Raw genomic sequence first — 26,911 nt, 5'->3', positions numbered from 1 at the left:
CTCTACTACGCTGATTTCATCAACTTTTACAGCCCTACTCAACTGTGCGGAGGTGGGACGACGAAATCGAATTCTAACGAATTACCGATTTCTGTCCCACTCCCAAATAAATTATTCTACACTAAAAATATATGGATAAACTGGCTGATTTCCTTGGTGGATCTCAACTTCTAGATCTTCATATTCTTCCATCAGATCTTGAGCCAAGCCATTTGCCAATTCCTCGTCACCGTCTTCACCGATATAGATGGAAATAATTTCACTATCCTCATCCAACATCTTCGCAAAGGTTGCCTTCAGAGTTGTCAACATATCTGGATTTGACACAAGGATTTTGCCATCAACCATACCCAAGTTATCATTTTCATGGATTTCGAGGCCATCAATAGTCGTATCACGAACTGCAGTCGTAATGCTACCACTGACCACGTCGCTCAAGGCAGCTGTCATTCGATCATGGTTCTCTTCGATAGTTTTTCCACTATCAAAGGCCAAAAGACTTGTCAAACCTTGAGGAAGCGTACGCGTTTCAATCACTGTCGTTGGTTGCTCAAGCACTTCTGCTGCAGATTGAGCCGCCATGAAGATATTCTTATTGTTTGGCAAGAAAATGATATTGCGCGCATTCACCTGGTCAACAGCCTTGATAAAGTCCTCTGTAGAAGGGTTCATAGTCTGACCGCCAGAAATGATATAATCCACGCCCTGAGCCTTGAAGATTTCAGCAAGACCTTCACCAGCTACTACTGCAATAATAGCGTACTCTTTTTCTTCAGCTGGTTTAGCAGATTTTTCTTCCTTTTCAAGCTGGGCTTCGTGCTGGTTGCGCATATTGTCCACTTTTACCTTGACAAGGCTACCATACTTCAGCCCTTCTTGCATAACAAGACCTGGATCTTCTGTATGGACGTGCACTTTCACGATTTCATCATCATTAACTACCAGCAATGAATCGCCAAGCTCATTCAAATAATTACGGAATTCATCATAGTCAAAGTCCTTGACATAGGTTGGTCCTTGCTTCAAAGCCACCATGATTTCTGTACAATAACCAAAAGTGATGTCTTCTGTCGCCACATGGCCTGCTACAGATTTGTGGTGTTCAGCATTGATCATCTGGCTCATCGTAGCCGGAGTCGCTTGAAAATCTTCTGATGCGATATATTCGCCAGTCAGGGCAGAAAGGAAACCTTCATAGATAAAGACCAAACCTTGACCACCAGAGTCCACAACACCAACTTCTTTGAGAACTGGCAACATATCTGGCGTTTTAGCAAGGGCAGTCTTTGCTCCTTCAAGAGCCGCTTTCATAACTTCGACAGCATCATTTGTCGCTTCAGCTTTCTTTTTAGCACCGATGGCCGCACCACGAGAAACGGTCAGAATTGTTCCCTCAACTGGCTTCATAACAGCCTTATAGGCTACTTCTACACCAGATTGGAAGGCAAGAGCCAAAGCTTGTCCATCAAGCTCATCTTTGCCTTTTACGCTTTGCGAAAAACCACGGAAGAGTTGAGACGTGATAACACCAGAGTTCCCACGCGCACCCATCAAGAGTCCCTTGGCAAAGATAGCGGCCACTTCACCAACTATTGAAGCTGACTTATCAGCTACTTCTTTGGCACCATTTTCAATGGTCATGCCCATATTGGTTCCTGTGTCACCATCTGGAACTGGGAAAACATTTAACGAATTGACATATTCAGCCTGTTTATTTAAACGAGTTGATGCCGCCTGCACCATTTCTTGAAATAAACTAGTAGTAATATTTGACACGATTATTCTCCTACAACTTTAATATTTTGGATATAGACATTCACTGTGTGGGCAGTGATCCCAAGTTGATTTTCCAAACTAAACTTAACGCGTTCTTGGATATTCTTGGAAACTTCACTGATTTTAATGCCGTAACTCAAAACGGTATAAACATCAACTGCAATACCACCATCCTCAGACGTTTTTACTACCACACCCTTGGCATAGTTTTCTTTACCCAAAAGAGCTTGAAAGTTATCTTTAATTGCATTTTTGCTGGCCATTCCAACCACACCAAAAATTTCGGTTGCTGCGCCGCCAACGATGGTTGCAATCACGTCATCAGTCAGCTCAATTTGACCATCTTTTGTATTGATTTTTACAGTCATCACTTGTACCTCAAAAGTATTTTATAGTTTATTTTACCATATTTTAGACAGGGTGTAAAAGAGGAAGGACAGAAATAAACTGTCTAGTCTGAAAATTCAACAACAAAAAAGGGAAGGAATAAATCTTTCCAATCCCTTTCATGTATTAAACGCGTTCAACTTTACCTGACTTAAGCGCGCGAGCTGAAGCCCAAACTTTTTTAGGTTTTCCGTCGATCAAAACAGTAACTTTTTGAAGATTTGGTTTAACAGCGCGTTTTGTTTGGTTCATCGCGTGAGAGCGGTTGTTTCCAGATACAGTCTTACGACCTGTAAAGTAACATACTTTAGCCATTAGTGTGTTTCCTCCTATTAGATCTAATATTACGGATGTGCTAGCACCACATACCGTACTATATTATCAAAAAACTTAGCTTTTGGCAAGTAAATTTTCCCAAACTTTGCAATTTCTGACCAATAATCCGTTTTCTTAAATGTAAACAATCTTCAAAGATCCAAAGGCGACGTTACCGCGCACATATAAAGTCTTGTCTTTCTCATTGACATTATGCGGATTGACAACCGTACCGAAAGCATTGTCCACATTTAGCTCTACTCGCCAGTTACTTGGGATGTAAAGCACCGCACTACCGAAGGATACTTCCACATCAAAACTAGCAGAATCACCTAAAATTCTGGCATTATCAAAATAGACGGCCGCACTGCCAAAAGCGCACTCTACTTTATCATGGATAAAATTATCCGAGTTGATATAGCGAGTCCCGCTGCCAAAGGAAATCTCTCCTTCTGTTGTAGACAAGCCCTTGCTAGACAAATAACGAACACCCCAGATCCTTCTCGGTTTAAAAATCATGTTAAGCCCAATGCAGGCCAAAACACCACCCATTACCAAGGTGCCTGTAGAGATTGCTAAGAAGTGATAGACAGAATTAGCAATTATCAGAGCAATAATCGTCATGATCAGAGCAGCACCAAAATCTCGCTCCAAGAAATTCTCCAAAGCAAAATACGCAAACATGCCGACCAAAAGCAGAGGCCAGATATTAAAATTGAACATAGGAATACCAAAGTTTCCCTGAAGCAAAATCCAGCCGGCTAAAACCAAAAAACCGACGCCTAGAATTGTTTTTTTCATGATGATTACCTCACTTCACTTAACTTTTCTTTTAGTAGTTGATAATAATGCCTTGAAACATGCACTTTCTTATGTGTCTCAGAAAACTGGACGGAACTGGTACCCGAGAAAGACTTTTCTAAAGAATAAATCGCCCTAGCATTAGCAATGGTTGATTTGGAAATTCTGCAAAAATAACGGGGCAGCAACTCCTCCAGCTCGTAGAGCTTCAACTTGACCTCATAGGCATCATTGCGCGCGTGGGCAAAGATTTTGGCTCCATCGGTCTCAAAAAAGAGAATCTCCGCCAAGTCCACAAAATACTCACTATTTTCCTTATAAAAGAGAATAGCTGGAGCAGTCGCTTCATTCAAAGCATCTTGAATCTTCTGAATCCTCTCATCAATCCGCGATACTCGAATCACCAATTCTGTATCAGCCAAACGATCGTCTAGCTCAATCCGAATCTTCATAAGCACTCCTCCCCTCTTTCTATCTTCATTATAACAATTTCTTGAAAAGAAACAAGGGACTTTCAGTAAGTGGTCAATTTGGAGCAGTAAGTGGTTGCTTTAAAAGATTGAAATGAAATAAGAAATCCTGAATTTTCCAAACATAAGGCTTCAAAGAAATTGATCATTACCTATTTTTATCAACACGACAATACTGATTTACTACTATTTCTACGATCATGAGCTCTCTATTCAGCCTAACAATGGACAAATCGGGTATGAACAATTCTAACGCTCCTTCTCAAACCACACTTGGCTCTTTCTCTTAGTTTTAGATAAAAACTAAAACTTATTCTCCATACTGGCTTATGTCTCATTTGACAATTTTTTCCGTTTTGATATAATGGACGCTCAGGAGGTATCGTATGTCAAAACAAAAAATTAATCGTTTTGTCGGATCTATTGGAGCTTTTATTGGAATTCTTGTATTCGTCGCTTATATTCCACAAATTATCGCAAACTTACAAGGATCCAAAGCTCAACCTTTCCAACCACTATTCGCAGCAGTTTCTTGCCTGATTTGGGTTATCTACGGTTGGACAAAAGAACCTAAAAAAGACTGGATCCTCATTATTCCCAATGCTGCGGGCGTGATATTAGGTGGCCTAACTTTTCTTACTTCTTTATAAGAATTATATAAACAAAACCAGCAACCCCATAAAAAAGGTGCTGGTTTTCTTTCTGCCGATTGCAGGGTTCGAACCTGTGACCTACGCGTTACGAGTGCGTTGCTCTACCAACTGAGCTAAATCGGCCTCTACCTGTCTCCTATTCTAGCACTCTGAATGATTTTGTCAAGTTCTATTGCAATTTTGAAACTCGGATGAAGTGAAATATTCTACTTAGGAATATACAGCTTCCATATTTCAAACAAGTTCTAGAAAACTTTATTTTTTCTATATAAAGCTATTGATGTAGGTGCTGAATTGTTTTATAATAGCTTGAATTCAAAAAAAGTGAGGAATCTTATGAAATTCTATTCATATGACTATGTACTGAGTCAGATTAGCCAGCAGAATTGGGTGATGGTGATTATATCAGCCTGCTTGGTTTTAGTGACGGGATTTTTCGCCTTTAAGGCCTATAAAGATAAACGAGGAAGTAAGTTCCGTGAGTTATCCATTATTTCTATCTTGTCCCTAGTAGCCACTGTTTTGATTAGCATTACTAACTTCCAAAACAATCAGTCAAATGACAATCAATTCCGTAGCTCCTTGCATTTTATTGAGGTTGTCTCAAAAGAATTAGGCGTTGAGAAAGAAGAAGTCTACGTCAACACTTCAGCTACAACAGATGGAGCTATCATTAAGGTTGGCAAACAATTCTACCGTGCTATTAGCGGAACCGATCAGGATAGCTATTTATTGGAAAAAATGGAACTGTACAAATCAGACGTTGAACTCGTGGAGGTTGAAAAATAATGAGCTTTTTTATTACAATTGCAATTAAGTTAGCTTTGGGACTCGTTTCTCTCGTTTTTGTCATCAATATGACAGGTAAGGGAAATTTAGCACCAAGCTCTGCAACAGACCAAGTACAAAACTATGTTCTCGGTGGCATTATCGGCGGGGTCATCTACAATAGCTCCATTACTATCCTTCAATATGCAATCATCCTAATCATCTGGACTATTCTGATTTTGCTCTTAAAATGGCTGAACACCAATGTTTCCTACATCAAGCATCTGATTGATGGGAAACCAACTATTATCATCAAAAACGGAAAACTAGATCCTGAAGCCTGCCGTTCAAAAGGTCTATCCGCATCAGATGTCGCTTTGAAATTACGCTCCCAAGGAGTCTTCCAACTGAAAGAAGTCAAAAGAGCTGTCATCGAGCAAAATGGCCAATTGATTATCGTAAGAATTGGCGACGAAAATCCGAAGTATCCAATCATTACGGATGGAGTTGTCCAGCTTGAAATTTTAGAATCTATTGGTAAGTCAGAAGAATGGTTGATGACCGAACTCCAAAAAGAAGGCTTTGAAAATGTCTCCGATATCTTCATTGCAGAATATGACAAAGGCGAAATTAATGTCGTGACTTATTAAAAATGTTTTGTCATTTCGTAGCAGTTATTTGCTTTTTCTTAGTAAAGAGTCTATACTTGTATGTATTATCTCGCTTGAATGAGTATCAAACCGCATCCAACTTAGATAATACATTTAATAAAGGGAGGAAATTTCCATGTCAATCGAAGAAAAATTCAACCAAGCTAAAGGTTCTCTCAAAGAAGGATTGGGAAAACTTACTGGCGATACAAAAACTCAAGCAGAAGGCACTGCTGAAAAACTAGCTTCAAAAGCGAAAGAAGTTGCTGAAGACGCAAAAGGCGCTGTTGAAGGTGCTATCGCAGGCGTTAAAAACATTATCAAAAAAGACGAAGAATAATCATCATCTGTCGTTCTTATAAAAAACACTCTTATCCTATGCTTTTAGCAGAACTAGGGATAAGGGTGTTTTTCTATATTGCTAAGGCATTGATTTTTCAGGAGAGAACAGAAGCATCCCATGAATGTCAAACTAAGATACACAGGAGCCAGGTTAACAAAACAAGCTGGAGTTTCACTACAGCCTGTTTCTGGAGCCTTAACTCATAGTGATAAACAGGTAACAAAAGCATATGTAATTACAGCTGATTCGCTAATCAAACAGTTGATGAAAATTCTTGAATGTCTGCAAAGGTTGATAACTCCATCTATCCTGTCAGTAAACCGGGAATGATGATGTTATCGATTCGTTATCTCAAATACTGCTGTATGAACCCACTCATTATGAATGTGTAAGTCATTTTCTATCATTCTACTAAAGATGAAACCATTTTTTAAAAGCACTCTCTGGGAGGCCAGATTATCCGTTGCTGTTCCTGCAATGATTCTATTGAAACCATAAGTAATAAAGGCTTTTTCTAAAACGAGCTTAACCGCTTCGCTTGCATAGCCTAAATTGGTAACATTTTCCCCAATCCTATATCCAAGTTCTGCTGTTTTTCGATCACCCTCTAAGACACTTAAATTGATTCTTCCGACCATCCTGCCTTGCGAATCTCTAATAAGATGCATGTAGACATCATGATTTTCTTGTTCTGTTAACAATTCCCTTGTAATTTCTTTAAAACCTTCTGAATCAAAATAGTTAGCTGGTCTGGGAGGTAAATTCCGCTCAAAATACTCCCGATTTTCTCTTTCAAAAGCATATACATCTATACTATTTTCTTCAGACAGCAGCTCTAAACTTATCATTGCAAATCCTCTCCCACCATTATCTACATTCAAATTTTCTTATCTTTTCTTTACGCAAAGTGACATTTATAGAATTTAAAGAGATCCTTTTATTTTTTCATATCGTTTTTACATTATAACACAAAATAATATTCAAGATTAAGGTAAAACTAAGGTGGGTTTTGAGGTGAACTTTTCAAAAAACACGAAAAAAGCACCCATGAGGTAAACTCTTGAGTGCTTTGAAAACTTGATATAATCGTGTTGATTAACGTTTTGAGAATTGTGAAGCTTTACGGGCTTTCTTAAGACCTGGTTGGAAACACTTTTATTTGAATAAGTTTCAATATCCGCTTAAAATCAATGTTTTCCCACATTTACAGAAAACAGAATTTCATCTAATTTGAATAAATTTCAGTTGAATGGTGTGAACTTTATCCTAAAAATACACGAATTGAGCTGATAAATATTAAAAGTTCACACCATTAGTTAAATTATTTTTTGTTATATACATTTTTTTAGATGATAAATCTCCTAATTTATTTCTTATAGCATTTGAGCAAACCTCCGTTATCAGAAAACAACCAGAAAGAAAAACCGCAAAATTAATATTTTCTTTCTGGTTGTTTTTTTATAAATTGAATTTGCAGTAAAATACTTTACTCATTTACACTATCCCTTTCTTCTATGTACTTTCTTTCATCTAAAGAAAAACCTCGTATTCATCAATTTTATTTTGTTATAGGTAAGAAAGAAGAACAAACAAGAAAAACACGGCATAAAAACCTATTCAGTTCCTCGTCCTCAATCCTTGTCTGCTTCATTTTCTTTTACGAGATCTTTTTGCGAATCCTTTTCAGAGAGTTTTTGATCGATATACTTGTCAATGGTTTCATAAAATTCCTTGGTCGCTTCACTATCTAATTTTGTCGAATTATGGACTTGATTGACTTTCAATTGAACAGATTGAATACCGTAAGAGGCTTGTTTTTGGCGAATTGTTTCTAATTCTTCTTCTGAAATCTGATCTCCAACGACCGTCAAGACCAATTCATTATTCCTTGACTTGTAGACTTGATTTATGACCGTATGATTGGCGAACTCTTTTCCTACAAACTGTTTGATCCCTTCTTTTCGCGCTTGATCCATCGTCAGAGTAACTGCTGAATAGCTGGCTGGAAGAACCAATAATACAATCAAGGAGATCAACCCAATTCTCATTTTAATATTTAGCTCTTTAAATGAACTTAAGGGAGATTTTCTCATCATAATTCTTGTTCCAACAATGTTGATTAGCATGATAAAGACACAGTTGATCAAGAAAAGATAAAGAGCCCCAAATAAAAATCGTACATTTCCATTAGCTAAACCATATCCTGCAGTGCAGATAGGTGGCATCAAAGCTGTTGCGATGGCTACTCCTGGTACGATATTGTTTGCTTCTTTTTTCCTTGAACCAATAAAACCTGCTATCCCACCAGCAATAGCAATGAGAACATCCCAAATGGTTGGAGAGGTTCGTGCAATCAACTCGCTACTTGCATAAGATAAGGGAGAAATCCAGAAATACAGAGTCGAGACAAGCAAACTGACCAATACTTGAGTAAATAAAACCTCTAGAGATTGCTTGACTAAACGAGTGTCAAAAATAGCTAAACCGAACCCCAATCCAACAATCGGTGTCATGAGAGGTGAAATCAACATGGCTCCTATAATGACAGCTGTTGAATTCATATTTAAACCTATAGAGGCAATAAAAATCGCACACATCAAAATCACTGTATCTCTTAATCGAACATGAAGGTCATCATATAGTTTCTCGCGGAATTCACGTGTTGAATAGTTTCCGGACATTGGTTACTCCTTTTATTTCATATAATTTTTTCTGCCTGAATGATGGTAGAGAGACTTCTGTCCAATCTTACATATTTTTAATGCTCACCTGTCATTCTTTTGAAAATTATCCTTTAAATATCCATCAATCCATCCTTAACATTATATCAAAAATTTTACAGTCTTTCTCTGAAGAAATCAATTAATCTAAAAGATAGAGAAAGGAAGTAATTTTTGTTTCCTTATCCGAAGATGAAGAAACGTTATCTCCTCTGAAAGAAGATGCCGTTTTAATCTTTAAACATGATGAGTGTGTTTGACAATCCATTGCTCCATTTTTATGTTCAACCAGAAGCCATAGATTCCAAACATGATGATGGTTAGAAGAAACTACTTGATCCAGTTACCGAACAGTTGTGCTCCATTCCCGTCAAAGTATAGACGTTGCCCATCCACTACTGTGTGTTTGGTTTTCCAATTTTGCATCATGCAAACCGCCCAAGGTGTTGCGATCCCCAAGGTAAGCCCGCAAATTATGGCTACTAAGACAGAGTATCCAATATAATCTAGGATTCCTCCGTCAAAATAACTTTCAGATTTCATATTATCTCCTTTATTTTTATATGTTTATATTCTAGGCGCTCTATTGCATTATTATTTTTTACATTTGAACAATCTTACGATAACTTCTTGAAGTAATCATAAAGATTAAAACATAGATGAGTGCAAAGATTCCACAGATTGATAAGGTTATCGTCAACATCATGGTCGCATCGACTACTCCAATGACCTTTAGAATCAAGCTCAACATATGATAAGCAAAGGCCAGATGGAGGAAGGCAAAGATTGCAGGAAGAAAGAAAACGGTCAAGATTTGCTTGTTAATAGTTTGCTTGATCTGCTTTTGATCCAAACCAACCTTTTGCAAAATTACAAAGCGTTCGCGATCTTCATATCTTTCAGAGATTTGTTTGTAGTAGATGACTAATACAGTACCGACCATAAAGATAATGGATAGGAAGATACCGATAAAGAAGAAGGCACCAAACATTGCATTGCCTTCTTGGCTATTATTTGCTTTACTAGATCCGTAAACAAGGCTTTCCTGATTTTCAAAATGAAGCGATTGTTTATAAGGAGAGAACAAATCTTGTCCTCTCCAGAGTATGACTTTTTGGTAACCCACTACAGTTGACAAAAATACCAGATGAGGTGTTTTTTAGCATGCCCTTTATGGATCAAAAAGTGTTAAAAATAAGACAGTAACCTCAGAATAGCTACTGTCTTAACTCTTTTTTTACTTAAAGCCTTGATAGACTTGACAAATGGTAGAAAAGAGCCTGAATTTGGTGTGAAAAGTGGCGTGAATTTTGTTAAAAAACGTCAAAAAACACCCCATGGTGTGAACCATGAAGTGTTGTAAATGCTGTATTGTAGCCATTTCTTAATGTTTTGAGAACTGTGATGCTTTACGAGCCTTTTCAAGCCTGGTTTGGAAAGTATGGGTTTCAGTTGGACTAAAAACAGCGTAATATCAAGGATTTTCTGAACAATATCTACTTTTTAATTTCATAAAATCTGAATCAATATTTTTAAAATAGGGAATAGTTTAGGTCTCTAAGCATTAAAATAATACACCTAACTTTGGTCACCGTTTTTTAGTTATTCACTCTTTTTTCGGATAGTGTTTTTAAAGTTATGATGTAAAATGCCGCAATTAAAACACTATACATCATAATCGGAGGATAGAGAATTAAGGACAGAATCAATCCCACTCCTTTAATTATTAGGTCAGGTATCAATAACTTCCTATATTGTGCGGTAGCTTCAAGTAATTCTTTCTGATCTATATTGGGTTTATCAATTACTTTATGTAAAAACCAGTTTGCTACCGTTGAAACAATAACGATCAGTCCATAAAAGAGCTGTGCCGTATGATTCATGAAATGACTACTAACTATTCCAGTAGCATAGGGCATAAATGAAACAAAAAATAAAAGAAACAAATTCCACCAAACAATTTGTTGAGAAATTTTCTCAACCTTTTCCCATAATGTGTTTAGTGCCATCCATAACGATCCCAACCAGAAAAAAGAAAGAAAATAAGCAAAGAAATTTTGCCGTAAATCCCAAAAAGCTTGAAGACTTGGTGTCGTTGGTTTTTCTAATTCTAAGATTAGGATAGTCATTATAATTGCTAGAACCGCATCTGTCAATGCAATTAATCTATCTTTCTTCATCAGATTACATCGCCTTTCATTTTGTAGCATTCTATCTCATCGTATAATATTTATTAATCTTAAATATTGGATAGTCACTTCATATTTTGAGTACAAACAAGATACACTAAAAAGCATGTATCTGTCATATTTTATTTAACTTTAGAAATATTCATCCATCTAATCAATAAATATATCATATTTCACAATAAATGACTACTATCAAAGATACATTTTCTTTCAGATTTCTTCCTTTTCAACTTGGCTAACTTGACCTGCATTACCTAGGTCGCTTTGCTTTAAATTATACTTTTTTCTTAAACATTTGATACGAGTAGGTATTTCTTGTGAGTAATTTTCATCAAAAAATTTCATATATAATCTCCCTATAATCATGGTAAAGTAGTAAAAATAGTTGTTATCCTAGTTGATTAAAAAAGTCTTTGATTTCCTCATCCTTTATAAAATAATATATAATTTTCCCCTCTCTTCTAGTGTCCAAGATGTTTTGATTGGCTAGTTTACGAAGATGGTGGGAGGCAGATGCCATACTGAGATTTAATAAACAGGCTATATCGCAGACACAGAGTTCTTCGACGGCAAGGAGATAAAAGATGATATTTATCTGTTTATTATCGGTAAATTTTGATAAAATGCGAAGTGATTTTTGGACTTTTTCCTTTTCAAGGTAGTTCGTTGCGGTTGTAACATTTTGTTGATTTATAACATCCACTTGACAGATACTATCTTTTTTCATAATTTTTTCTCCTAGCCTAACACAGCCCATAGCATGTCAAAGCTGTTGTTTTCAATCAGGATATACATCCCCAATCCTAAATAGACAACGGCAATAAACCATCTGCTATATTTTTCCAAAGTTTCTCCAACAGAAGGGACTTGTGCTAATTTTTGGGCAGAAAAAACCAAGAGATAAATCATGACTAGAAAAGTAAGTAAAGTCACTATCAAATTCGCTAAATTTAAGGTGGTAAAATATGGGACAAAGACACCAATATTGTCAGCGCCACAACTTGCAAAAGTAATCATAGCGACTAGAAAAATCAGGTTTTTATTGTCTTTTCGCAAACCATCTTTTGCAATAGCTTCTCCATCAGAATCTCCTAAAAGCAAAACTTTGAGGCCTAGGAAAATTGGAATCAAACCGAGTAAACCTAAAATCTCTTTACTAGGAATATAATTTAAGACAAATGCAAAAAGCAAACTTAGGAATATTAGACTAACAGAGCCTAGAAATTGTCCTAAATAGATGTTAATGATGTCCTTTCTGCTTTTTCTTTTGGCAAAAAATAACATTAGGATAATAAGTAAGTCTACGGCTGTCCCAGAATACAGGATTATTGAAGTAACAATATTTTGAATCATAAAACACCTCATTCAAATATATTTTTGAATGTATTCTAACATTAACCTTTGTAGATGTCAACTTAAAATCCACCAATTAATAATTGCATGTCAATATTTGTATTGTGAAACTAGTTTCAGAAATATATAGTCTTAAAGTATGTCCACTGCCAATGGTTTTTTCAATATTTAAAAGGAGAGAACCAATTTGGTCCTCTCCAGGGTATAATTTTCCACCAACCCACTACAGTTGACAAAGAACCGTTATTCTCAAATGAGACAACTCCTTTTAGTTTTTATAACCTCAGCTTCTCGGTCTCTTACCTACTTTTAATAGAAAGACTACGAAGGACGATTCTTAAAGTAGTCAGATTGTGCAATATCGAAAGATTAGATGGGCTTAACCAATTTAACAACCCAAATCCAATTAAACTTCCATTTATTACAACTGTTTCTTGAATATTTCTTTGAATTAATTTCTGCAACGATTCAGATAAAGAATTCAATTCCTCGAAGAAATCTAAACGATTATCTAATAATAAAATATCACTCATCTGCTTAGAAATATCAGCACTTTCATTCATCACAACCCCAATATCTGCAAGCGTCAAGGCAGCAGAGTCGTTTAACCCGTCTCCAACCATCAAAATAGTTCGGCCAGCTTTCTGTAATTCCTGAACCAACTGAAACTTACCATCTGGTTTTAAATCAGTATAAACGTTGTCAAATGGCAGATCTTTAACCAACTCTTCTGTTCTAGCCAACGTATCACCAGTTGCCAGAATCAGTTTTTTCCCTTGGCGCTTTAGCTTTTTCAATGCAACTTTCGCCTCGCTTCTCAAGGGAGTGTGGATACAAAACATCCCAATTAATTCTTTCTTATAAGCCAAAAACAATAAATTGTAATGAGTCTTATATTGCTCAATCAAGGCCAGCTGCTCAGAACTAATTCTTACCTGTTCGTCTTGCATTAGTACATAATTTCCAATGACAACCGATTGACCATCAATTTGCGATTTAATCCCTTTGCTTGCAACATACTGAAGCTTGCCATGCATTTCTTCGTGTTCAATGCCTTCAATTTCAGCTTGTTTAACAATTGCATTGGCAATAGGATGATAGATATGTTCCTCCAAACATGCACTTATTCTTAAAATATCTTTCTCAGTATAATCTCCGAAAGGAAGAACCTTTTCAACCAAAGGATAACTCGTCGTGATGGTACCCGTTTTATCAAACAAGAAAGTATCCACTTCCAGATATTTTTCTAATACATCACCATCTTTAATAACCATTTCTCGATTTAGACCTTCCTTTATGGCCGTAAGGTAGGCTACAGGTGTGGATATTTTTAGAGCACATGAAAAATCCACCAATAAAAAGGAAATGGCTTTTGAAAACGAACCTGTTAACAGATAAGTCAAACCAGCACCTAAGAAGTTATATTTTACAACCTTGTCTGCCATCCTAATAAAATGACGTTGTTTTGTCTTCTTACTCTCTTCAGATTTTTTCATCAGATTGATGAGTTGCAAAATACGACTGTTTATCTGATTATCAGTCACACGAATTCTTAACTCTCCTGTTTCCAAAACAGTATTCGCACATACAGAATCTCCCTCTTTCTTTTCAACAGGGAAGCTCTCTCCAGTCAAGGAACTCTCATTGACCATGCCTAATCCTGAAACCACTTGGCCGTCAAACAAGATTTCATTACCTTGGGAGACAACTAATACATCACCTACTTGAACATCAGAACTCTTGATGCTGATGACCATGTCTCCCCGCACTAAGAAAACATCACTTTCTTTAGCAAGAAGGCTTTGTTCCAAATCTGTTGCTGTTTTTTTTAAAGACCACTGATCCAGATGATTACCCAAATCAAGCATAAACATGATGTTGCTAGCTGTCTTGGATTGGTTCATAAACAAGGACAACAAAATGGCCGAACAGTCCAAGACCTCCATGGTTAGTTCCTTGCGCGCTAAAGTTTGATAGGCTTCTTTGACATAACCCAAAGCCTGATAACAAGTCCAAATATAACGAATAGGGTAGGGTACAAAACTTCGAAACAGCAAACGCTTAATCGCTGCACCCGATACAATTGAATAAGCACTCTCTTCTCTACGAATGGGAAGAGTCATCAAGTCCGAAACTTTCCCCTTGTCAATTTTTTTTAAAAAGGCCTCTGCATTTTCTAATACAGAGAAGCCTTCTTTCATACGTAGAGTAAAGTGCTGCTGATCCATATAAAACTGAATAGAGTCGATCCCTTTTTCATCTTTAGCCAAGGAACGAAGATAATCTTGAATATCCAAGGTCAGTGAAAACGAGGACGATAATCGGATATGTTGATATCCTCTGTGTAGCACTTTAAAAGACATATTATTCACCTGTCAGGCTATCTAATTGTTCTTCTTTCTTTTCCTGTTCGTATAAATATTTAGCGTCTTGTAAAACATCATCACCGTGTTGTTTTACAACAGAAACAGATGCATCCAGTCCATCTTTCAATTTGTAAGCTTTAGCCAAGGCCTTAGAATAGCCTTTCTTAGCTTCTTTACTTGCTAAGACTTTCAAGCCAAGCGTCCCAAATGCTACCCCTCCTAAGAAGAGAGATGATTTTTTCGCAACTTTTACGACGTTTAATACTTCTTTTAACATGTTTATTTCCTCCTTGTAACTATTGTAGCGAAAAATGACAGCAAAAGCAATTGCTGATATCTGATATATAGATAAAATTCTCTATACTGATATTTAATTATATTATGATGAAAACAATATACTTTATTTTTTGATACTGTCAATAATTATGTGTAAACACTTAAGTAGAGTTACGGAGTGTTAATTAAATAAGCTTTCAAGTGTATCAGAACATTGACCAAACCCTTTATGGATTCGTTGACTTTGCTTGAAATTATAATCTTCAAACAACGTAACTAAGTAACGTTCCAGAGCCTCCTCATTAGGAAAAAGAACCTTCTTTTTCGTTTGATGTTTGATTTCTTTGTTAAGAGACTCAATGAGGTTTGTCGAATACATGCTGTGCCAAATCTGGTAGGGAAACTGATAAAAAGTTAAAAGATTATCCGTCTTCTCCAGACTTTCCATGACTTTCCTATACTTTGGTTTCCATTCGGCGAGAAAGTCCTCTAAAGCTTGTCCTGCCATTTCTAAATTTTCAGCACGATAAATCATTATAAATTGCCCCAGAATAACCGCTCTATCTGCTCGTTTCACTTTACTAGCTAGATTTCGACTAATATGAATTAAGCAACATTGTTGTTTAGCTAATGGGTGAGCCTGACTGATAATCTGCTCAAGCCCCTTAAAGCCATCTGTAACTACAAGAGAAATCTGTTGGATTCCTTGGTTTTGAAGCTTGTCTAACAGGGTGGACCAAGAAGCATTGTTTTCTTGAGGCAACTGTGCATAGCATATCTCTATGCGACTAAAGTCGCTAGAGCTATCCTAATTGCGCACCGCCAGTTCTCATAGAAAAAAACACCTTGCAAGATGCAAAGTGTTTTCGTTTGTATTCTGCTGTCCAGTAACGAATTAACGTTTACTAAATTGTGATGCTTTACGGGCCTTTTTCAAGCCTGGTTTGGAAAGTATGAATTTCAGTTGGACTAAAAACAGCGTAATATCAAGACTTTTCTCCGCTTTTATAAAAGCTTTTTTCCAATCAAATTCAACTAATTTTATCCGAATGGTGTGGATTTTACCCCCAAAATTACAGAGAATGGAGCTGATAAACACTAAACGTTCACACCATTAGTTAAATGATTTTTTGTTCATCATTTTTCTTAGATGATAGAACTTCTAATTTATTTCTTATTCAAGCAAAAACAACCTGCTATAAGTAAGAAAGAGGAAGATACAAGAAAAACACGGCGTAAAAACCGATTCAGTTCATTGTCCTCAATCCTTGTCTGCTTCATTTTCTTTTACGAGATCGTTTTGTGAATCTTTTTCAGAGAGTTTTTGATCAATATACTTGTCAATGTTTTCATAAAATTCCTTGGTCGCTTCACTATCTAATGTTGGCGAGTTCTGAACTTGATTCACTTTCAATTGAACAGATTGAATACCGTAAGAGGCTTGTTTTTGGTGGAGTGTTTCTAATTCTTCTTCTGAAATCGGATCTCCAACAACCGTCAAGACCAATTCATTGTTACTTGACTTGTAGACTTGATTAATAACCGTATAATTGGCGAACTCTTTTCCTACAAACTGTTTGATCCCTTCTTTGCGCGCTTGTTCTATTGTCAGAGTAACTGCCGAATAGCTAGCTGGAAGAATCAACAATACAATCAAAGATATCAAGCCAATTCTCATTTTAATGCTCAGCTCTTTAAATGAAGTTAAAGGAGATTTTCTCATCAAAATTCTTGTTCCAACAATGTTGGCTAGCATGATAAAGACACAGTTGATCAAGAAAAGATAGAGAGCCCCCAATAAAAATCGTACATTCCCATTAGCTAAACCATAGCCAGCAGTACAGATAGGCGGCATCAGAGCTGTAGCAATGGCTACTCCTGGCACGATATTGTTTGCTTCTTTTTTCCTTGAACCGATCACACCAGCAATCCCACCAGCAATAGCAATGAGGACATCCCAAATGGTTGGAGAGGTTCGTGCAATCAACTCGCTACTTGCATAAGACAAGGGAGAAATCCAGAAATACAGAGTCGAGACAAGCAAACTGACCAACACTTGAGTCAATAAAACCTCTAGAGATTGCTTGATTAAACGCGTATCAAAAATAGCTAAACCGAATCCCAGTCCAACAATCGGTGTCATGAGAGGTGAAATCAACATGGCTCCTATAATGACAGCTGTTGAATTCATATTTAGTCCGATAGAGGCAATAAAAATTGCACACATCAAAATCGCTGTATCTCTCAATCGAACATGAAGGTCATCGTATAATTTCTCACGGTATTCCCGTGTTGAATAATTGGCAGTCATTTGTCCTCTCCTCTTTCCTTATTTAAATTGGTATAATAATTAAAAATAACAGCTGATAAACAGCCAAAAAATATGAGCCCATAAATCGTCAAGAAGACACTGGTAATCCTTCCAATCAAGGTCACAGCTAGGAGATCCCCGTAGCCGACAGTCGTCGAAGTCACAAAAGCATACCAAAGACCGTCTCCGTAATTTGTGATAGCAGGTTCAACTAGGAAAAGCACGCCTCCTGACCCAAAAACAAAGGTCACAAAACTCAGAGCAAACCGAGTAAAACCCGTAACCTGCATAATATGCCATAACATTTTTAAACGTTTCATTTGTTCTCCTTATTCATACTAGCTCCTGACCGAGCCGTTTTTTTCCAATAATCAAAGTGAAGATAGGACATGATCTCCATCAGAGAAAGATAGACAAACTGATAGATCTGATTTAAGCTGATTATCAACTGATATTGTTTGAAAAATGACTGGAAGAAAGACCAGATATGACTGTCTTGAATCAGTCCCTTCTTAATATCAGACAGGATATTAGCTAAAGCTCCCAAGGACTGAAACGGTAAATCCTTGACATTTATATAGATCCGGTCCACCACATCATTCAGACTGGTATCTTGGATGGCATGAAATTCTCCAAAGAGAACTCCTGCCGCTCCAAGAGTAGAAACAAATTCCACCAAATAATTTCTGAGGAAATTTTCTCAACCTTTTCCCATAATGTGTTTAGTGCCATCCATAACGATCCCAACCAGAAAAAGGAAAGAAAACAAGCAAAGAAATTTTGCCGTAAATCCCAAAAAGCTTCAAGACTTGGTGTTGTTGGTTTTTCTAACTCTAAAACCAAGATGGTCATAATAATTGCTAGAACAGCATCTGTCAATACAATTAATCTGTCTTTCTTCATCGGATTGCATCCCCTTTCTTTTTTGTAACATTCTATCTTATCGCATAATATTGGATATTCTTTCATAATCCGACTACAAACAAAAATAAACCAAAAAGTATGTCCCTATTATACTATATTTAACTCTAGAAGTATTCATCCATCTAATTAATAAATATATCATATTTCACAATAAGTGAATACTATCAAAGATTCATCCCCTTTCACTTCATCATGTAGTGTTGCTTAGATTTATCAAAAACAACCAAATTTGTATTAATTTCAAGTATCACCTAGTTACAAAAATTTGGGGTGAACAGAAAAAGCATCCCGTATTTTTGATACGAAATGCTTTCAATAAGTTTAAATAAGTTTTAACGTTTACTAAATTGTGATGCTTTACGAGCTTTTTTCAAGCCTGGTTTCTTACGTTCTACCATACGGGCATCACGAGTAAGAAGGCCTGCGCGTTTCAATGAATCGCGGAAGTCTGGGTCTACTTGAAGAAGGGCACGAGCGATACCGTGACGGATAGCGCCTGATTGACCAGCGTAGCCACCACCATCAACGTTTACGAAAACGTCGTATTGACCAACAGTTGAAGTAACTGCGAATGGTTGGTTGATAACCAAACGAAGGTCAGCGTGTGGGATGTACTCTTCAACATCTTTTTTGTTTACAGTGATTTTACCAGTTCCTGGAACAAGGCGAACGCGTGCAACAGCGTTTTTACGACGTCCAGTACCTGCATATTGTGCTTGTGACATACTTTATTGTTCCTTTCCTTAGATAAGTCCTGAAATATCAAGAACTTCTGGTTGTTGTGCAGCGTGAGTGTGCTCAGCGCCTACAAATACTTTCAACTTCATACCTTGAGCACGGCCAAGAGTATTGTGTGGAAGCATACCTTTAACTGATTTTTCGATCAAACGAACAGCGTTCTTAGAGCGAAGTTCACCAGCAGTGATAGACTTCAAACCACCTGGGTACATTGAGTGAGTGTAGTAAACTTTATCAGTTGCTTTTTTACCAGTCAATTTAACTTTTTCAGCGTTGATAACGATTACGAAGTCACCTGTATCAGTGTGTGGTGTGAATGTTGGTTTGTTTTTTCCACGAAGTACGCTTGATACAACTGCAGAAAGGCGTCCAAGAGGTACATCAGTAGCGTCTACTACATACCATTTGCGTTCAACTTCACCTGGCTTAGCCATGTATGTTGTTTTGTTCATGATTTCTCCTATATGAATATCGTTTTTGTTTACAGGGCGGATGTTCCGGTCCGCGAGTTATTTGAAAGGTTCCGGGGCCTTACAAATGGGGTAAACAATACCGCCTACTATCATACCAAATTTTCTAACCAAAAGTCAATATATTTGATGCAATTATTTATAAAATAACGATTTCATTTCTATTTAGTCTGAAAGTTTACTGCCAATGCTAAAGAGTCCTAGAGTACCTGGCCCAGTATGCGTCGAAATAACCGGACCAAGAGGCAGAATCAGAACTTCTGTGACCTGTCCAGAAGCTAACAGCTGCTCCTTGACATTTTCAGCGACTTCTTTTTCACCTGCATAGGCGACCACCACCCGTGGATCAGAAATCGTCTCTAAAGTCATCCGAACCACCTCAGCCTGCGCCTTCTTCTTGCCTCGCACCTTAGCGACCGAATCCAGACTGCCGTCAGCTGTCACTGCGATGATGGGCTTGATATTGACCAAGCTTCCCATAAGAGCCGCTGCCTTGGAAATGCGGCCACCCCGCATGAGGTGATTGAGGTCATCTACTAAGAAATAGGTCTGGACTCTAGGCACTAGACTTTGGAGCAAGTCTGCCGTCTGCTCCAGACTTTGACCTGCCGCTCTCGCTTCTGCAGCCTTCATAACCAAGAGGCCTTCACCCATCGAAGCTGCCTTGGTATCAAGGATGGTGATGATCGCCTCAGGGTAATCCTCTAAGACCATCTCCCGCGCCATGACTGCACTTTGGTAGGTCCCAGACAAGGCTGAAGCAAAAGCCACATAGAGAACTGCTGTGCCCTCCTGAGCATACTGGCGAAAAACATCTTCAAATTGGCCGACATTGATCTGGCTGGTAGTCGGCTTGCTGCCGGACTCCATCTTGGCTAAAAGCTGCTCACTGGTCAGCTTATCTGGTCCGACGGTCTCGTAGGTTTGCCCGTCCAGCTGAATGGTCAAGCCCAGAACCTGCACATCATGTTCTTGGGTCCAGCTTTCTGGCAGGTCTGCCGTCGAATCCGTTAAAATTTTAAAGGTCATCTTTTTTCTCCATCATTTTTAGTTGCCACAGAGAAGGCTGCTCCATGGACATAAGAGGGTTAATAGTGGTGCTTTGACTGCCACCATATCGAGACTAGCTATTGGAAATTGCTTGCTTCTTAGGAAACCTAGTTTCGCTCGGTTAGTCTAAAACAGGACTAACACCTTGAAAGCCTTTCAAATCAAAAATATATTGGAAATATTCATCTTGTGAATTTTTTAAAATAAGGTTTGCTTTGTCATTAAGCAATTCAATACAGGTCCATTCCCCATCCACACTCTCAACATCATATTTTTTATCTTCTAAAAATAAATTTGTTAATTGTCCTTCTGGATATTTATTTTGAAAAGAAACCATCCCAGAGTTATCACTTCGGTAAGCAAGCACAGGAACTTCCACTTTTTGATTTCCCATATAAAAGGAACTCATACACCTCTTTTCAGCAAGGTACTCATATTTTCCTTTTACATAATTCACAATCTCTTTATTTAAAATTGTAGAAAAATTGAGAATGCTGATGAAATCCGCCTTATCAGTGGATAAGGTTTCTACCTCAACCAGATATTTCCAAGCGCCATTTACCTGACTTCCTTGACCGTATAAATCCGTGCAATTCAAGGAATATTGGGTCAATAGGTCCTCTAAGGGGTACTGATCTGCTTCCTCAGTGATTTCAAAGCAAAAGCAATAATTATCTTCTCCTTTATTATGATAGATATCATAAATAATCGGCTCAAACTTTTCTGTTTGGTATTTTTCTAACTCATAACTTCCAAGTACTTGCATTAGCCCACCCGATTTCTAAAGACTTCATACATGAGAATGGCCGCTGCGACGCTGGCATTGAGGCTTTGGACATGGCCATTCATGGGAATGGTCAACATCTCGTCCACCTGCTTCTTGATGTTACTGGAAATGCCCTTGCCTTCGTTGCCAATGATGAGGGCCAGCTTGCCTGCCGTATTCCACTTATGAACAGGCGTTCCCTGCATATCCGTCCCAAAAATCCAGAAGCCAGCTTCCTTGAGCTTGTCCAGAGTTTGGCTGAGATTGGTCACACGGGCAATGGGAATGTGCTCGATAGCCCCCGTAGAGGTCTTGGCTACAACTGGTGTCACACCGACTGCTCGGTGCTTGGGAATGATCACTCCCGTGACATTGGTAGCGTCAGCCGTCCGCAAGATGGAGCCCAGATTATGCGGGTCTGTCAAGCCATCCAAAATCAACAGCAGAGGATTCTCTTCCTGCTCTGCTTTTTTCAAAACATCCGTCAAATCTGCATAGGCAAACTCCGATACCCGCAAAACAAAACCTTGGTGAACGGCTCCGTCCGTCATCTCCTGCAAGGTTTTCTTGGGGGTCCAAGAGATAGAGACCTTCTTTTCTGCCGCCAAATCTTTCAGCTTGCTCACGTTTTTGCCACGCAAATCATCCTGAATGTAAAGTTTATTTCCCGTATTGGCCATCAAGGCCTCGGTCACAGCATGCACGCCGTAAACAATATCATTTTTTTCCATACTAACAGTATATCACAAGCTCCCCCAAAAAATCTGTCTAAAAGCTAAATATCTCTCTATGACCGCCGAGCATTTCTCAGCAATCAGCTAAAAACTGCTTTTCATTATCCTATTTGCTCTTGAAACAATTCCTTATCTGAGACCTAGAAAGAAATCTCCCTCTCGTCAAATACTTACTTTTAGCCAACAGTTATCCAAAGTATCATTTACCTTAAAATCTAAAGGAAAGTGACCGACCGAGGCCTAAGTTGCAATGAATCTATAGGAAAAGTGGCTAGCCGAGGCCTAGATTACCAAGAATCTATAGGAAAAGTGGCCAGCCGAGGTCTAGATTGCTAAGAATCTATAGGAAAAGTGGCCAGCCGAGGTCTAGATTGTTAAGAATCTATAGGAAAAGTGGCCGGCCGAGGCCTAGATTACCATGAATCTATAGGAAAAGCGACTGACCGAGGCCTAGATTGCCCACATGTCTCTTGAACAGTTTTTATTTTGAAACAAGCTCTCCAACATCAAAAAAGAGAGAACTAATCGTTCTCTCTTGTGCTTGCATTTGTCCTCCACTAGGGCTGACTAGAAGCTATTATTTTACTTTAGCAGTGCTTGTGATGACTTCAACTGCTTTCTTAACAGCGATATCATGTTTAAGCATTTCTTCTGAAAGCAATTGGCGAACGCGGTCTGCTTCCATGTTGTAGTCTGTTGCCAATGAAGTGATTTCTGCTTCAACTTCTTCAGCGCTAGCTTCAAAGCCTTCTGCTTTCGCAACAGCTTCTACAACAAGGTTCGTCTTAGTGCGTGCTGCAGCATCTGCTTCATATTGTTTGTGAAGGTCTTCTTGAGTTGTACCAGTGATTTGGAAGTACATATCAGGAGAGATACCTTGACGTTGCATGTTGCCGAGGAATTCGTTCACAGCGCGATGAACTTCTTCGTGAATCATTTCTTCTGGAAGGTCAACGATTTCTGCATTTTCTACTGCAAGGTCAATCGCTGCTGCTTCAACTGCATCGTTGTAAGCTGCTTCTTTCGCTTCTGCTAATTCTTTACGGTATTTTTCTTTCAATTCAGCAAGAGTTTCAACTTCTTCGTCGATGTCTTTTGCAAGTTCATCATCAAGAGCTGGAACTTCTTTTTCTTTTACTTCATGGATTGTTGTAACGAATTTTGCTTCTTTACCAGCAAGGTCAGCTGCTTGGTAGTCTTCTGGGAAGGTTACAACAACGTCTACTGTTTCACCAGCTGAGTGACCAACCAATTGGTCTTCGAAGCCTGGGATGAATTGACCTGAACCAAGTCCAAGTGAGAAGTTATCGCCTTTTCCGCCGTCAAATTCAACACCGTCAACAGAGCCAACAAAGTCGATGACAACTGTATCACCTTCAGCTGCTGCTCCATCTTTCAGAACCAATTCAGCCAAGTTGTTGCGTTCACGCTCAATGCGCTCATCAACTTCAGCGTCAGTAACTTCCTTAGAAACTTCTACAGATACTTCAAGGTCTTTGTAAGCACCCAATTTCACTTCAGGTTTTGTCACAACTTCAGCAGTGATCACCCATTCTTGACCTTTTTCCATTGAAGTCACATCAATTTTTGGTTGTGCAACCACTTCAAGACCAGCTTCTTTTACAGCTGCTTCATAAGCTGCTGGAAGCAATGCATTCAAGACATCTTGATAAAGTGACTCTTCACCAAAACGTTGGTTGAAGACTGGACGAGGAATATGACCTTTACGGAAACCTGGTACAGCGATATTTTTCTTAACTGCATTAAAAGCACGATCCAAAGCAGGTTTGATTTGGTCTTGACCGATAGTAAAAGTCAATACACCACGATTTGTTTCTTTGTTTTCAAATGATACAGACATTCTGTCAGTTCTCCTTCAAATTTTTTGCATACAATCCATTATAACATAAGTAGCAGTTTTTTCAAGCGACACCTTTTATTTTTCGCCTTTTTCCCCTTTCATACGCTGAAATCTTAGTCACTTTTTGCTCTTTTTTGACCATTTGCCCAGCTCTCAGCAGACAATATTCTCCTATCACTGTGGATTTACCTTTCTCTCTAGTGCGAGAATCGACTAGCAAAATCTGCCATTTTGGAAAAGAGAGTGGGACAGAAATCGGTAATTCGTTAGAATTCGATTTCGTCGTCCCACCTCCGCACAGTTGAGTAGGGCTGTAAAAGCTGATGAAATCAGCGTAGTAGAGCCCACTCAACCACTGCGTCTTGCTCGACAATCCAAAGACAATTGAGAGGCTAGGACTTTTGTCCCAGCCTCTTCTCCTCTTCTACTAGGATTTCCGAATCCTATCTTCAATATAAGACGCTCTAGCTCCGCCAATTAACTTGGGACGACTGGCAAGGGCGGTAACGTGAGCCTGGCCCAAACTGCGCAGTTGAGGGCGAATCGGAACCTGAACATGCTTGACATGCATGCCAATCGCTGTATCTCCCACATCCAAGCCTGCATGGGCTGTGATGAACTCAACCTCTACAGGATCCTGCATATAATCAAAAGCTGCTAGCTGGCCACTCCCGCCTGCATGGAGGCTGGGCAAAACATTGACAATCTCTAGATCTTTCTTTTCTGCCAATTCTCGCTCCACAACCAAGGCACGGTTGAGGTGCTCACAGCCTTGAACGGCCAAGTAAATCCCCCGAGCTTGCAGAATATCTAACAAGGTCTTGACAATGACCTGACCGACTTCCCTGCTGGAATGCTGGCCAATGTGTCCCCCCATGACTTCACTAGAAGATAGACCTAGGACAAAAATATTCCCCTTGACCAAACCCGCCTTGTCCAAGACATCTGTGGCAATCTGTCTGGTTTCCTTTTCAAGCTTCTCTAAATCCATCTTTGACCTCACTTACTCTGGCTGAAGGGCTCTTTTCAAGACAAGGGGAAAGGCTCTGTAAAGGGCATAGCCGACCACCAAGCCAAAAATATTTTGCATGACATTGCCCCAAATCGCTGCAATAGCTGCACCCAGTCCACTCAAAATGCTACCAAAGAGAGCATAGCCGCCGACCATGGCAAGGCCAGCCAAGAGCAAGCCGATATAACGTTGCTTGCCAGTGAAGCCGGCAAAGTAGCCTTGAAGACCATGACAGATGAGGCTAAAGACCATCCACTGAGGATAGCCCGCCACCAAGTCAATCAAGAGACCGGACAAGCCACCAACCAAGGCCCCTTCCTTACGACCAAAATAAAATGCGGTAAAGTAAATCCCTGCATCTAACAAGGTTAGAAAACCAGTTGGCGTAGGGATTTTGAAAAAATTCCCCAAAACAATGGATAGGGCTGTAATGACAGCCAGCAAAGCGATTTTTCTTGTCTGATTATTTTTCATATTGAATAACTCCATACTGATCTGAGCGCTGGATAGCGCGGTAAACAAAATCTTTTGAATAGTTGACGGCTTCAAGAGGGGATTGGCCTGCCAAAAGCTGACTAGCTATGCTAGAAGCAAAGGTACAGCCGGCTCCTGTATTATTATTTGGTAAAACAGGGCTTTCTAACAACTCAAAGTCTTTGCCATCGTAAAATAAATCAAGGGCCCGATCTTGGCTGAAACGATTTCCTCCCTTGATGACGACATTTTGAGCTCCTAGTTCATGGAGGGTCACAGCCGCAGCCTTGAGGTCATCCAGACTCTTGATCTCCGACTGGGTCAGGATCTCTGCTTCTGGTAGATTGGGCGTGATAATGGTCGTATAAGGGAAAAATTTGATCAATTCATCTCGGAGGGCCGAAACTTCCACATCGTGGGTCTCCTTACAGACTAGGACAGGGTCTAGCACGACTGGTATGCCCGTTTGCTTTTTGATGAAGTCCAGAGCCTGATCTGCGATAGCGACATTTGGTAACAAGCCCAACTTGATAGCCGAAAACGGCACATCTTTGAGTGAAGAGAGTTGCTGCGCAAAGACCTGCTCATCCGTCGGAAGGACTTCAAATCCCTTGTCCGTCATAGCGGTTAAGCAAGTCACCGCTACAAATCCATGCAGGCCATGGACCGTATAAGTAGCTAGATCCGCGTGAAGACCACCACCACTAAAAATATCATTGCCAGAGAGGGCTAAAATCAGCTTATTCTTCATAGATAATCTCCTTTAAATAAAGACCGTTAGGTGCTGCAGTTGGCCCAGCTAGCTGCCGATCCTTTTCTTCTAAAATCCGTTCGATTTGGTTGACTGGCATCCGCTTATTTCCAATCTTGAGCAGGGTTCCCACCATGTTGCGGATTTGCTTATAGAGAAAGCCATTGCCAGAAAAAGTAAAGACTAGAAAATTGCGTTGCGCATCAAAGGTCAGACTGGCCTTTGTAATCGTACGAACCTTATTTTCCACACTGGTACCCGAGGCTGTAAAGCCCGTAAAATCGTGCGTTCCCTCCAAGGCTTTAATGGCCTCCTCCATCAGAGAAATATCCAAAGGATAGGGGTAGTGGGTCGCATAATGGCGCATCATCGGATTTTTTGGTCGACCAATATCCACCAGAAACTCATAGGTCTTGCTGTGTGGCTTGTAACGGGCATGGAAATCCTCCGTCACTTCCTCCACAGAAATGACATCAATATCTTCTGGCGTCTGGGTATCCAAGGCAAAACGTAGCTTTTCTTCATCCCTAGCTGACGAGAGGTCAAAGTGAATGGCCTGCCCAAGCGCATGAACGCCGCTGTCGGTCCGACCAGCTCCGTGGATGACAATGGGCTGGCCTTTGTTAATACGAGTTAAGGTTTTTTCAATTTCCTCCTGAACGCTCCGAGCATGAGGCTGGCGCTGAAAGCCAGCAAAGTCATGCCCATCGTAGGAAATAAGGGCTTTATAACGAGTCATGTCATTATTTTAAC

At 39.1% G+C, this 26,911-nt stretch carries 31 protein-coding genes, 1 tRNA gene and 3 pseudogenes; 4 read left to right on the top strand and 31 right to left on the bottom strand.

What is annotated here, in order from left to right; genetic code table 11:
- Nucleotides 1–111: 111 nt before the first annotated feature.
- From PAN94_RS02020 to PAN94_RS02000, 5 genes are all read right to left on the bottom strand, one after another.
- Nucleotides 112–1,776 (bottom strand): DAK2 domain-containing protein, encoded by a 1,665-nt coding sequence (locus tag PAN94_RS02020; protein WP_048792274.1) that lies wholly within the window; start codon nucleotides 1,774–1,776, stop codon nucleotides 112–114.
- 2 nt (nucleotides 1,777–1,778) lie between these two features.
- On the bottom strand, nucleotides 1,779–2,144 hold the full coding sequence (locus PAN94_RS02015; RefSeq protein WP_005591747.1) for an Asp23/Gls24 family envelope stress response protein: 366 nt from the start codon (nucleotides 2,142–2,144) through the stop codon (nucleotides 1,779–1,781).
- Between the two features lie 145 nt (nucleotides 2,145–2,289).
- Complete coding sequence (gene rpmB, locus PAN94_RS02010; protein ID WP_001140948.1) at nucleotides 2,290–2,478, bottom strand: 50S ribosomal protein L28; 189 nt, start codon at nucleotides 2,476–2,478, stop codon at nucleotides 2,290–2,292.
- Between the two features lie 135 nt (nucleotides 2,479–2,613).
- Entirely contained in the window at nucleotides 2,614–3,279 is a 666-nt protein-coding gene (locus PAN94_RS02005; protein ID WP_005591746.1) for a LiaF transmembrane domain-containing protein, read from the bottom strand.
- Nucleotides 3,280–3,284: 5 nt separating this feature from the next.
- Nucleotides 3,285–3,731 carry a LytTR family DNA-binding domain-containing protein gene (locus tag PAN94_RS02000; RefSeq protein ID WP_187420822.1) on the bottom strand — a complete coding sequence of 149 codons (447 nt, stop codon included), beginning with the start codon at nucleotides 3,729–3,731 and terminating at the stop codon, nucleotides 3,285–3,287.
- A gap of 404 nt (nucleotides 3,732–4,135) precedes the next feature.
- Here PAN94_RS02000 and PAN94_RS01995 point away from each other — a divergent pair, with 404 nt between their 5' ends.
- Entirely contained in the window at nucleotides 4,136–4,399 is a 264-nt protein-coding gene (locus PAN94_RS01995) for a SemiSWEET family transporter (RefSeq protein WP_005591744.1), read from the top strand.
- 53 nt (nucleotides 4,400–4,452) lie between these two features.
- On the opposite strand, the gene PAN94_RS01990 is transcribed toward PAN94_RS01995, so the two are convergent.
- Nucleotides 4,453–4,525: transfer RNA gene (locus tag PAN94_RS01990), tRNA-Thr, on the bottom strand.
- Between the two features lie 213 nt (nucleotides 4,526–4,738).
- On the opposite strand from PAN94_RS01990, the gene PAN94_RS01985 reads away from it, so the two are divergent.
- From PAN94_RS01985 to PAN94_RS01975, 3 genes are all read left to right on the top strand, one after another.
- On the top strand, nucleotides 4,739–5,191 hold the full coding sequence (locus tag PAN94_RS01985; RefSeq protein ID WP_062005147.1) for a DUF3290 family protein: 453 nt from the start codon (nucleotides 4,739–4,741) through the stop codon (nucleotides 5,189–5,191).
- On the top strand, nucleotides 5,191–5,820 hold the full coding sequence (locus PAN94_RS01980) for a DUF421 domain-containing protein (protein ID WP_048766471.1): 630 nt from the start codon (nucleotides 5,191–5,193) through the stop codon (nucleotides 5,818–5,820). The genes PAN94_RS01985 and PAN94_RS01980 overlap by 1 nt, the downstream gene beginning before the upstream one ends.
- A gap of 136 nt (nucleotides 5,821–5,956) precedes the next feature.
- Nucleotides 5,957–6,160, top strand: coding sequence for a CsbD family protein (locus PAN94_RS01975; protein ID WP_048766472.1), 204 nt, complete (start codon nucleotides 5,957–5,959; stop codon nucleotides 6,158–6,160).
- Between the two features lie 338 nt (nucleotides 6,161–6,498).
- Here PAN94_RS01975 and PAN94_RS01970 read toward each other — a convergent pair whose 3' ends face one another.
- The 25 genes and pseudogenes from PAN94_RS01970 to truA all read right to left on the bottom strand — a co-directional run bounded on the left by PAN94_RS01970 (nucleotide 6,499) and on the right by truA (nucleotide 26,897).
- A complete protein-coding gene (locus tag PAN94_RS01970; RefSeq protein WP_048766476.1) occupies nucleotides 6,499–7,011 on the bottom strand; it encodes a GNAT family N-acetyltransferase in 513 nt (170 codons plus the stop codon).
- 783 nt (nucleotides 7,012–7,794) lie between these two features.
- Nucleotides 7,795–8,844: a DUF389 domain-containing protein gene (locus PAN94_RS01965; RefSeq protein ID WP_048766478.1), complete on the bottom strand. Its 1,050-nt coding sequence runs from the start codon at nucleotides 8,842–8,844 to the stop codon at nucleotides 7,795–7,797.
- Nucleotides 8,845–9,120: 276 nt separating this feature from the next.
- Nucleotides 9,121–9,426 (bottom strand): annotated as a pseudogene (locus PAN94_RS01960) (DUF898 family protein).
- Between the two features lie 58 nt (nucleotides 9,427–9,484).
- Nucleotides 9,485–9,925, bottom strand: a pseudogene (locus PAN94_RS01955) (FtsX-like permease family protein); the annotation flags it as partial.
- Between the two features lie 556 nt (nucleotides 9,926–10,481).
- Nucleotides 10,482–11,063, bottom strand: coding sequence for a TMEM175 family protein (locus PAN94_RS01950; protein ID WP_014633791.1), 582 nt, complete (start codon nucleotides 11,061–11,063; stop codon nucleotides 10,482–10,484).
- 219 nt (nucleotides 11,064–11,282) lie between these two features.
- Nucleotides 11,283–11,417, bottom strand: a complete 135-nt coding sequence (locus tag PAN94_RS01945; protein WP_000667627.1) for a hypothetical protein — start codon at nucleotides 11,415–11,417, stop codon at nucleotides 11,283–11,285.
- Nucleotides 11,418–11,460: 43 nt separating this feature from the next.
- Nucleotides 11,461–11,799 (bottom strand): Cd(II)/Zn(II)-sensing metalloregulatory transcriptional regulator CadX, encoded by a 339-nt coding sequence (cadX, locus tag PAN94_RS01940; RefSeq protein ID WP_002889640.1) that lies wholly within the window; start codon nucleotides 11,797–11,799, stop codon nucleotides 11,461–11,463.
- An 11-nt stretch (nucleotides 11,800–11,810) separates the two neighbouring features.
- A complete protein-coding gene (locus PAN94_RS01935; protein WP_002911684.1) occupies nucleotides 11,811–12,425 on the bottom strand; it encodes a CadD family cadmium resistance transporter in 615 nt (204 codons plus the stop codon).
- Nucleotides 12,426–12,724: 299 nt separating this feature from the next.
- On the bottom strand, nucleotides 12,725–14,788 hold the full coding sequence (locus PAN94_RS01930) for a heavy metal translocating P-type ATPase (protein WP_002893754.1): 2,064 nt from the start codon (nucleotides 14,786–14,788) through the stop codon (nucleotides 12,725–12,727).
- Nucleotide 14,789: 1 nt separating this feature from the next.
- Complete coding sequence (locus tag PAN94_RS01925) at nucleotides 14,790–15,068, bottom strand: DUF6110 family protein (protein WP_002902306.1); 279 nt, start codon at nucleotides 15,066–15,068, stop codon at nucleotides 14,790–14,792.
- Between the two features lie 180 nt (nucleotides 15,069–15,248).
- A pseudogene (locus PAN94_RS01920) lies at nucleotides 15,249–15,839 on the bottom strand (IS256 family transposase); the annotation flags it as partial.
- A gap of 489 nt (nucleotides 15,840–16,328) precedes the next feature.
- On the bottom strand, nucleotides 16,329–17,378 hold the full coding sequence (locus tag PAN94_RS01915) for a DUF389 domain-containing protein (protein ID WP_000126416.1): 1,050 nt from the start codon (nucleotides 17,376–17,378) through the stop codon (nucleotides 16,329–16,331).
- Nucleotides 17,375–17,698: a potassium channel family protein gene (locus PAN94_RS01910; RefSeq protein WP_000825751.1), complete on the bottom strand. Its 324-nt coding sequence runs from the start codon at nucleotides 17,696–17,698 to the stop codon at nucleotides 17,375–17,377. The genes PAN94_RS01915 and PAN94_RS01910 overlap by 4 nt, the downstream gene beginning before the upstream one ends.
- Entirely contained in the window at nucleotides 17,695–18,054 is a 360-nt protein-coding gene (locus PAN94_RS01905) for a hypothetical protein (protein ID WP_000397555.1), read from the bottom strand. Before PAN94_RS01905 ends, PAN94_RS01910 begins: the two co-directional genes overlap by 4 nt.
- On the bottom strand, nucleotides 17,979–18,281 hold the full coding sequence (locus PAN94_RS01900) for a TMEM175 family protein (protein ID WP_006151097.1): 303 nt from the start codon (nucleotides 18,279–18,281) through the stop codon (nucleotides 17,979–17,981). Before PAN94_RS01900 ends, PAN94_RS01905 begins: the two co-directional genes overlap by 76 nt.
- A 353-nt stretch (nucleotides 18,282–18,634) precedes the next feature.
- The gene (gene rpsI / locus PAN94_RS01895) at nucleotides 18,635–19,027 is read right to left on the bottom strand and encodes a 30S ribosomal protein S9 (RefSeq protein ID WP_002902303.1); all 393 of its coding nucleotides are present in this window, start codon (nucleotides 19,025–19,027) and stop codon (nucleotides 18,635–18,637) included.
- 18 nt (nucleotides 19,028–19,045) lie between these two features.
- The gene (gene rplM, locus PAN94_RS01890; protein WP_048763282.1) at nucleotides 19,046–19,492 is read right to left on the bottom strand and encodes a 50S ribosomal protein L13; all 447 of its coding nucleotides are present in this window, start codon (nucleotides 19,490–19,492) and stop codon (nucleotides 19,046–19,048) included.
- Between the two features lie 183 nt (nucleotides 19,493–19,675).
- Complete coding sequence (locus PAN94_RS01885; protein WP_048763284.1) at nucleotides 19,676–20,539, bottom strand: DegV family protein; 864 nt, start codon at nucleotides 20,537–20,539, stop codon at nucleotides 19,676–19,678.
- 142 nt (nucleotides 20,540–20,681) lie between these two features.
- A complete protein-coding gene (locus PAN94_RS01880) occupies nucleotides 20,682–21,326 on the bottom strand; it encodes a hypothetical protein (RefSeq protein ID WP_048763286.1) in 645 nt (214 codons plus the stop codon).
- On the bottom strand, nucleotides 21,326–22,057 hold the full coding sequence (rlmB, locus tag PAN94_RS01875) for a 23S rRNA (guanosine(2251)-2'-O)-methyltransferase RlmB (RefSeq protein ID WP_048763288.1): 732 nt from the start codon (nucleotides 22,055–22,057) through the stop codon (nucleotides 21,326–21,328). Before rlmB ends, PAN94_RS01880 begins: the two co-directional genes overlap by 1 nt.
- 580 nt (nucleotides 22,058–22,637) lie before the next feature.
- The gene (gene tig / locus PAN94_RS01870) at nucleotides 22,638–23,921 is read right to left on the bottom strand and encodes a trigger factor (RefSeq protein WP_048763290.1); all 1,284 of its coding nucleotides are present in this window, start codon (nucleotides 23,919–23,921) and stop codon (nucleotides 22,638–22,640) included.
- 427 nt (nucleotides 23,922–24,348) lie between these two features.
- Nucleotides 24,349–24,912 carry a TIGR01440 family protein gene (locus tag PAN94_RS01865; protein ID WP_048764089.1) on the bottom strand — a complete coding sequence of 188 codons (564 nt, stop codon included), beginning with the start codon at nucleotides 24,910–24,912 and terminating at the stop codon, nucleotides 24,349–24,351.
- A gap of 12 nt (nucleotides 24,913–24,924) precedes the next feature.
- Nucleotides 24,925–25,407 (bottom strand): ECF transporter S component, encoded by a 483-nt coding sequence (locus PAN94_RS01860; protein ID WP_048764087.1) that lies wholly within the window; start codon nucleotides 25,405–25,407, stop codon nucleotides 24,925–24,927.
- On the bottom strand, nucleotides 25,397–26,158 hold the full coding sequence (locus tag PAN94_RS01855) for a bifunctional hydroxymethylpyrimidine kinase/phosphomethylpyrimidine kinase (RefSeq protein ID WP_048764086.1): 762 nt from the start codon (nucleotides 26,156–26,158) through the stop codon (nucleotides 25,397–25,399). The genes PAN94_RS01860 and PAN94_RS01855 overlap by 11 nt, the downstream gene beginning before the upstream one ends.
- The gene (gene truA, locus PAN94_RS01850) at nucleotides 26,148–26,897 is read right to left on the bottom strand and encodes a tRNA pseudouridine(38-40) synthase TruA (protein WP_048764085.1); all 750 of its coding nucleotides are present in this window, start codon (nucleotides 26,895–26,897) and stop codon (nucleotides 26,148–26,150) included. The genes PAN94_RS01855 and truA overlap by 11 nt, the downstream gene beginning before the upstream one ends.
- Nucleotides 26,898–26,911 lie beyond the last annotated feature (14 nt).

Origin of the sequence: Streptococcus sp. SC1, from assembly GCF_030272855.1 — a bacterium.
Classification (GTDB): domain Bacteria; phylum Bacillota; class Bacilli; order Lactobacillales; family Streptococcaceae; genus Streptococcus.
Note: the sequence above shows the minus strand (reverse complement) of the source record. Positions and strands in the feature narration are given on the sequence as shown.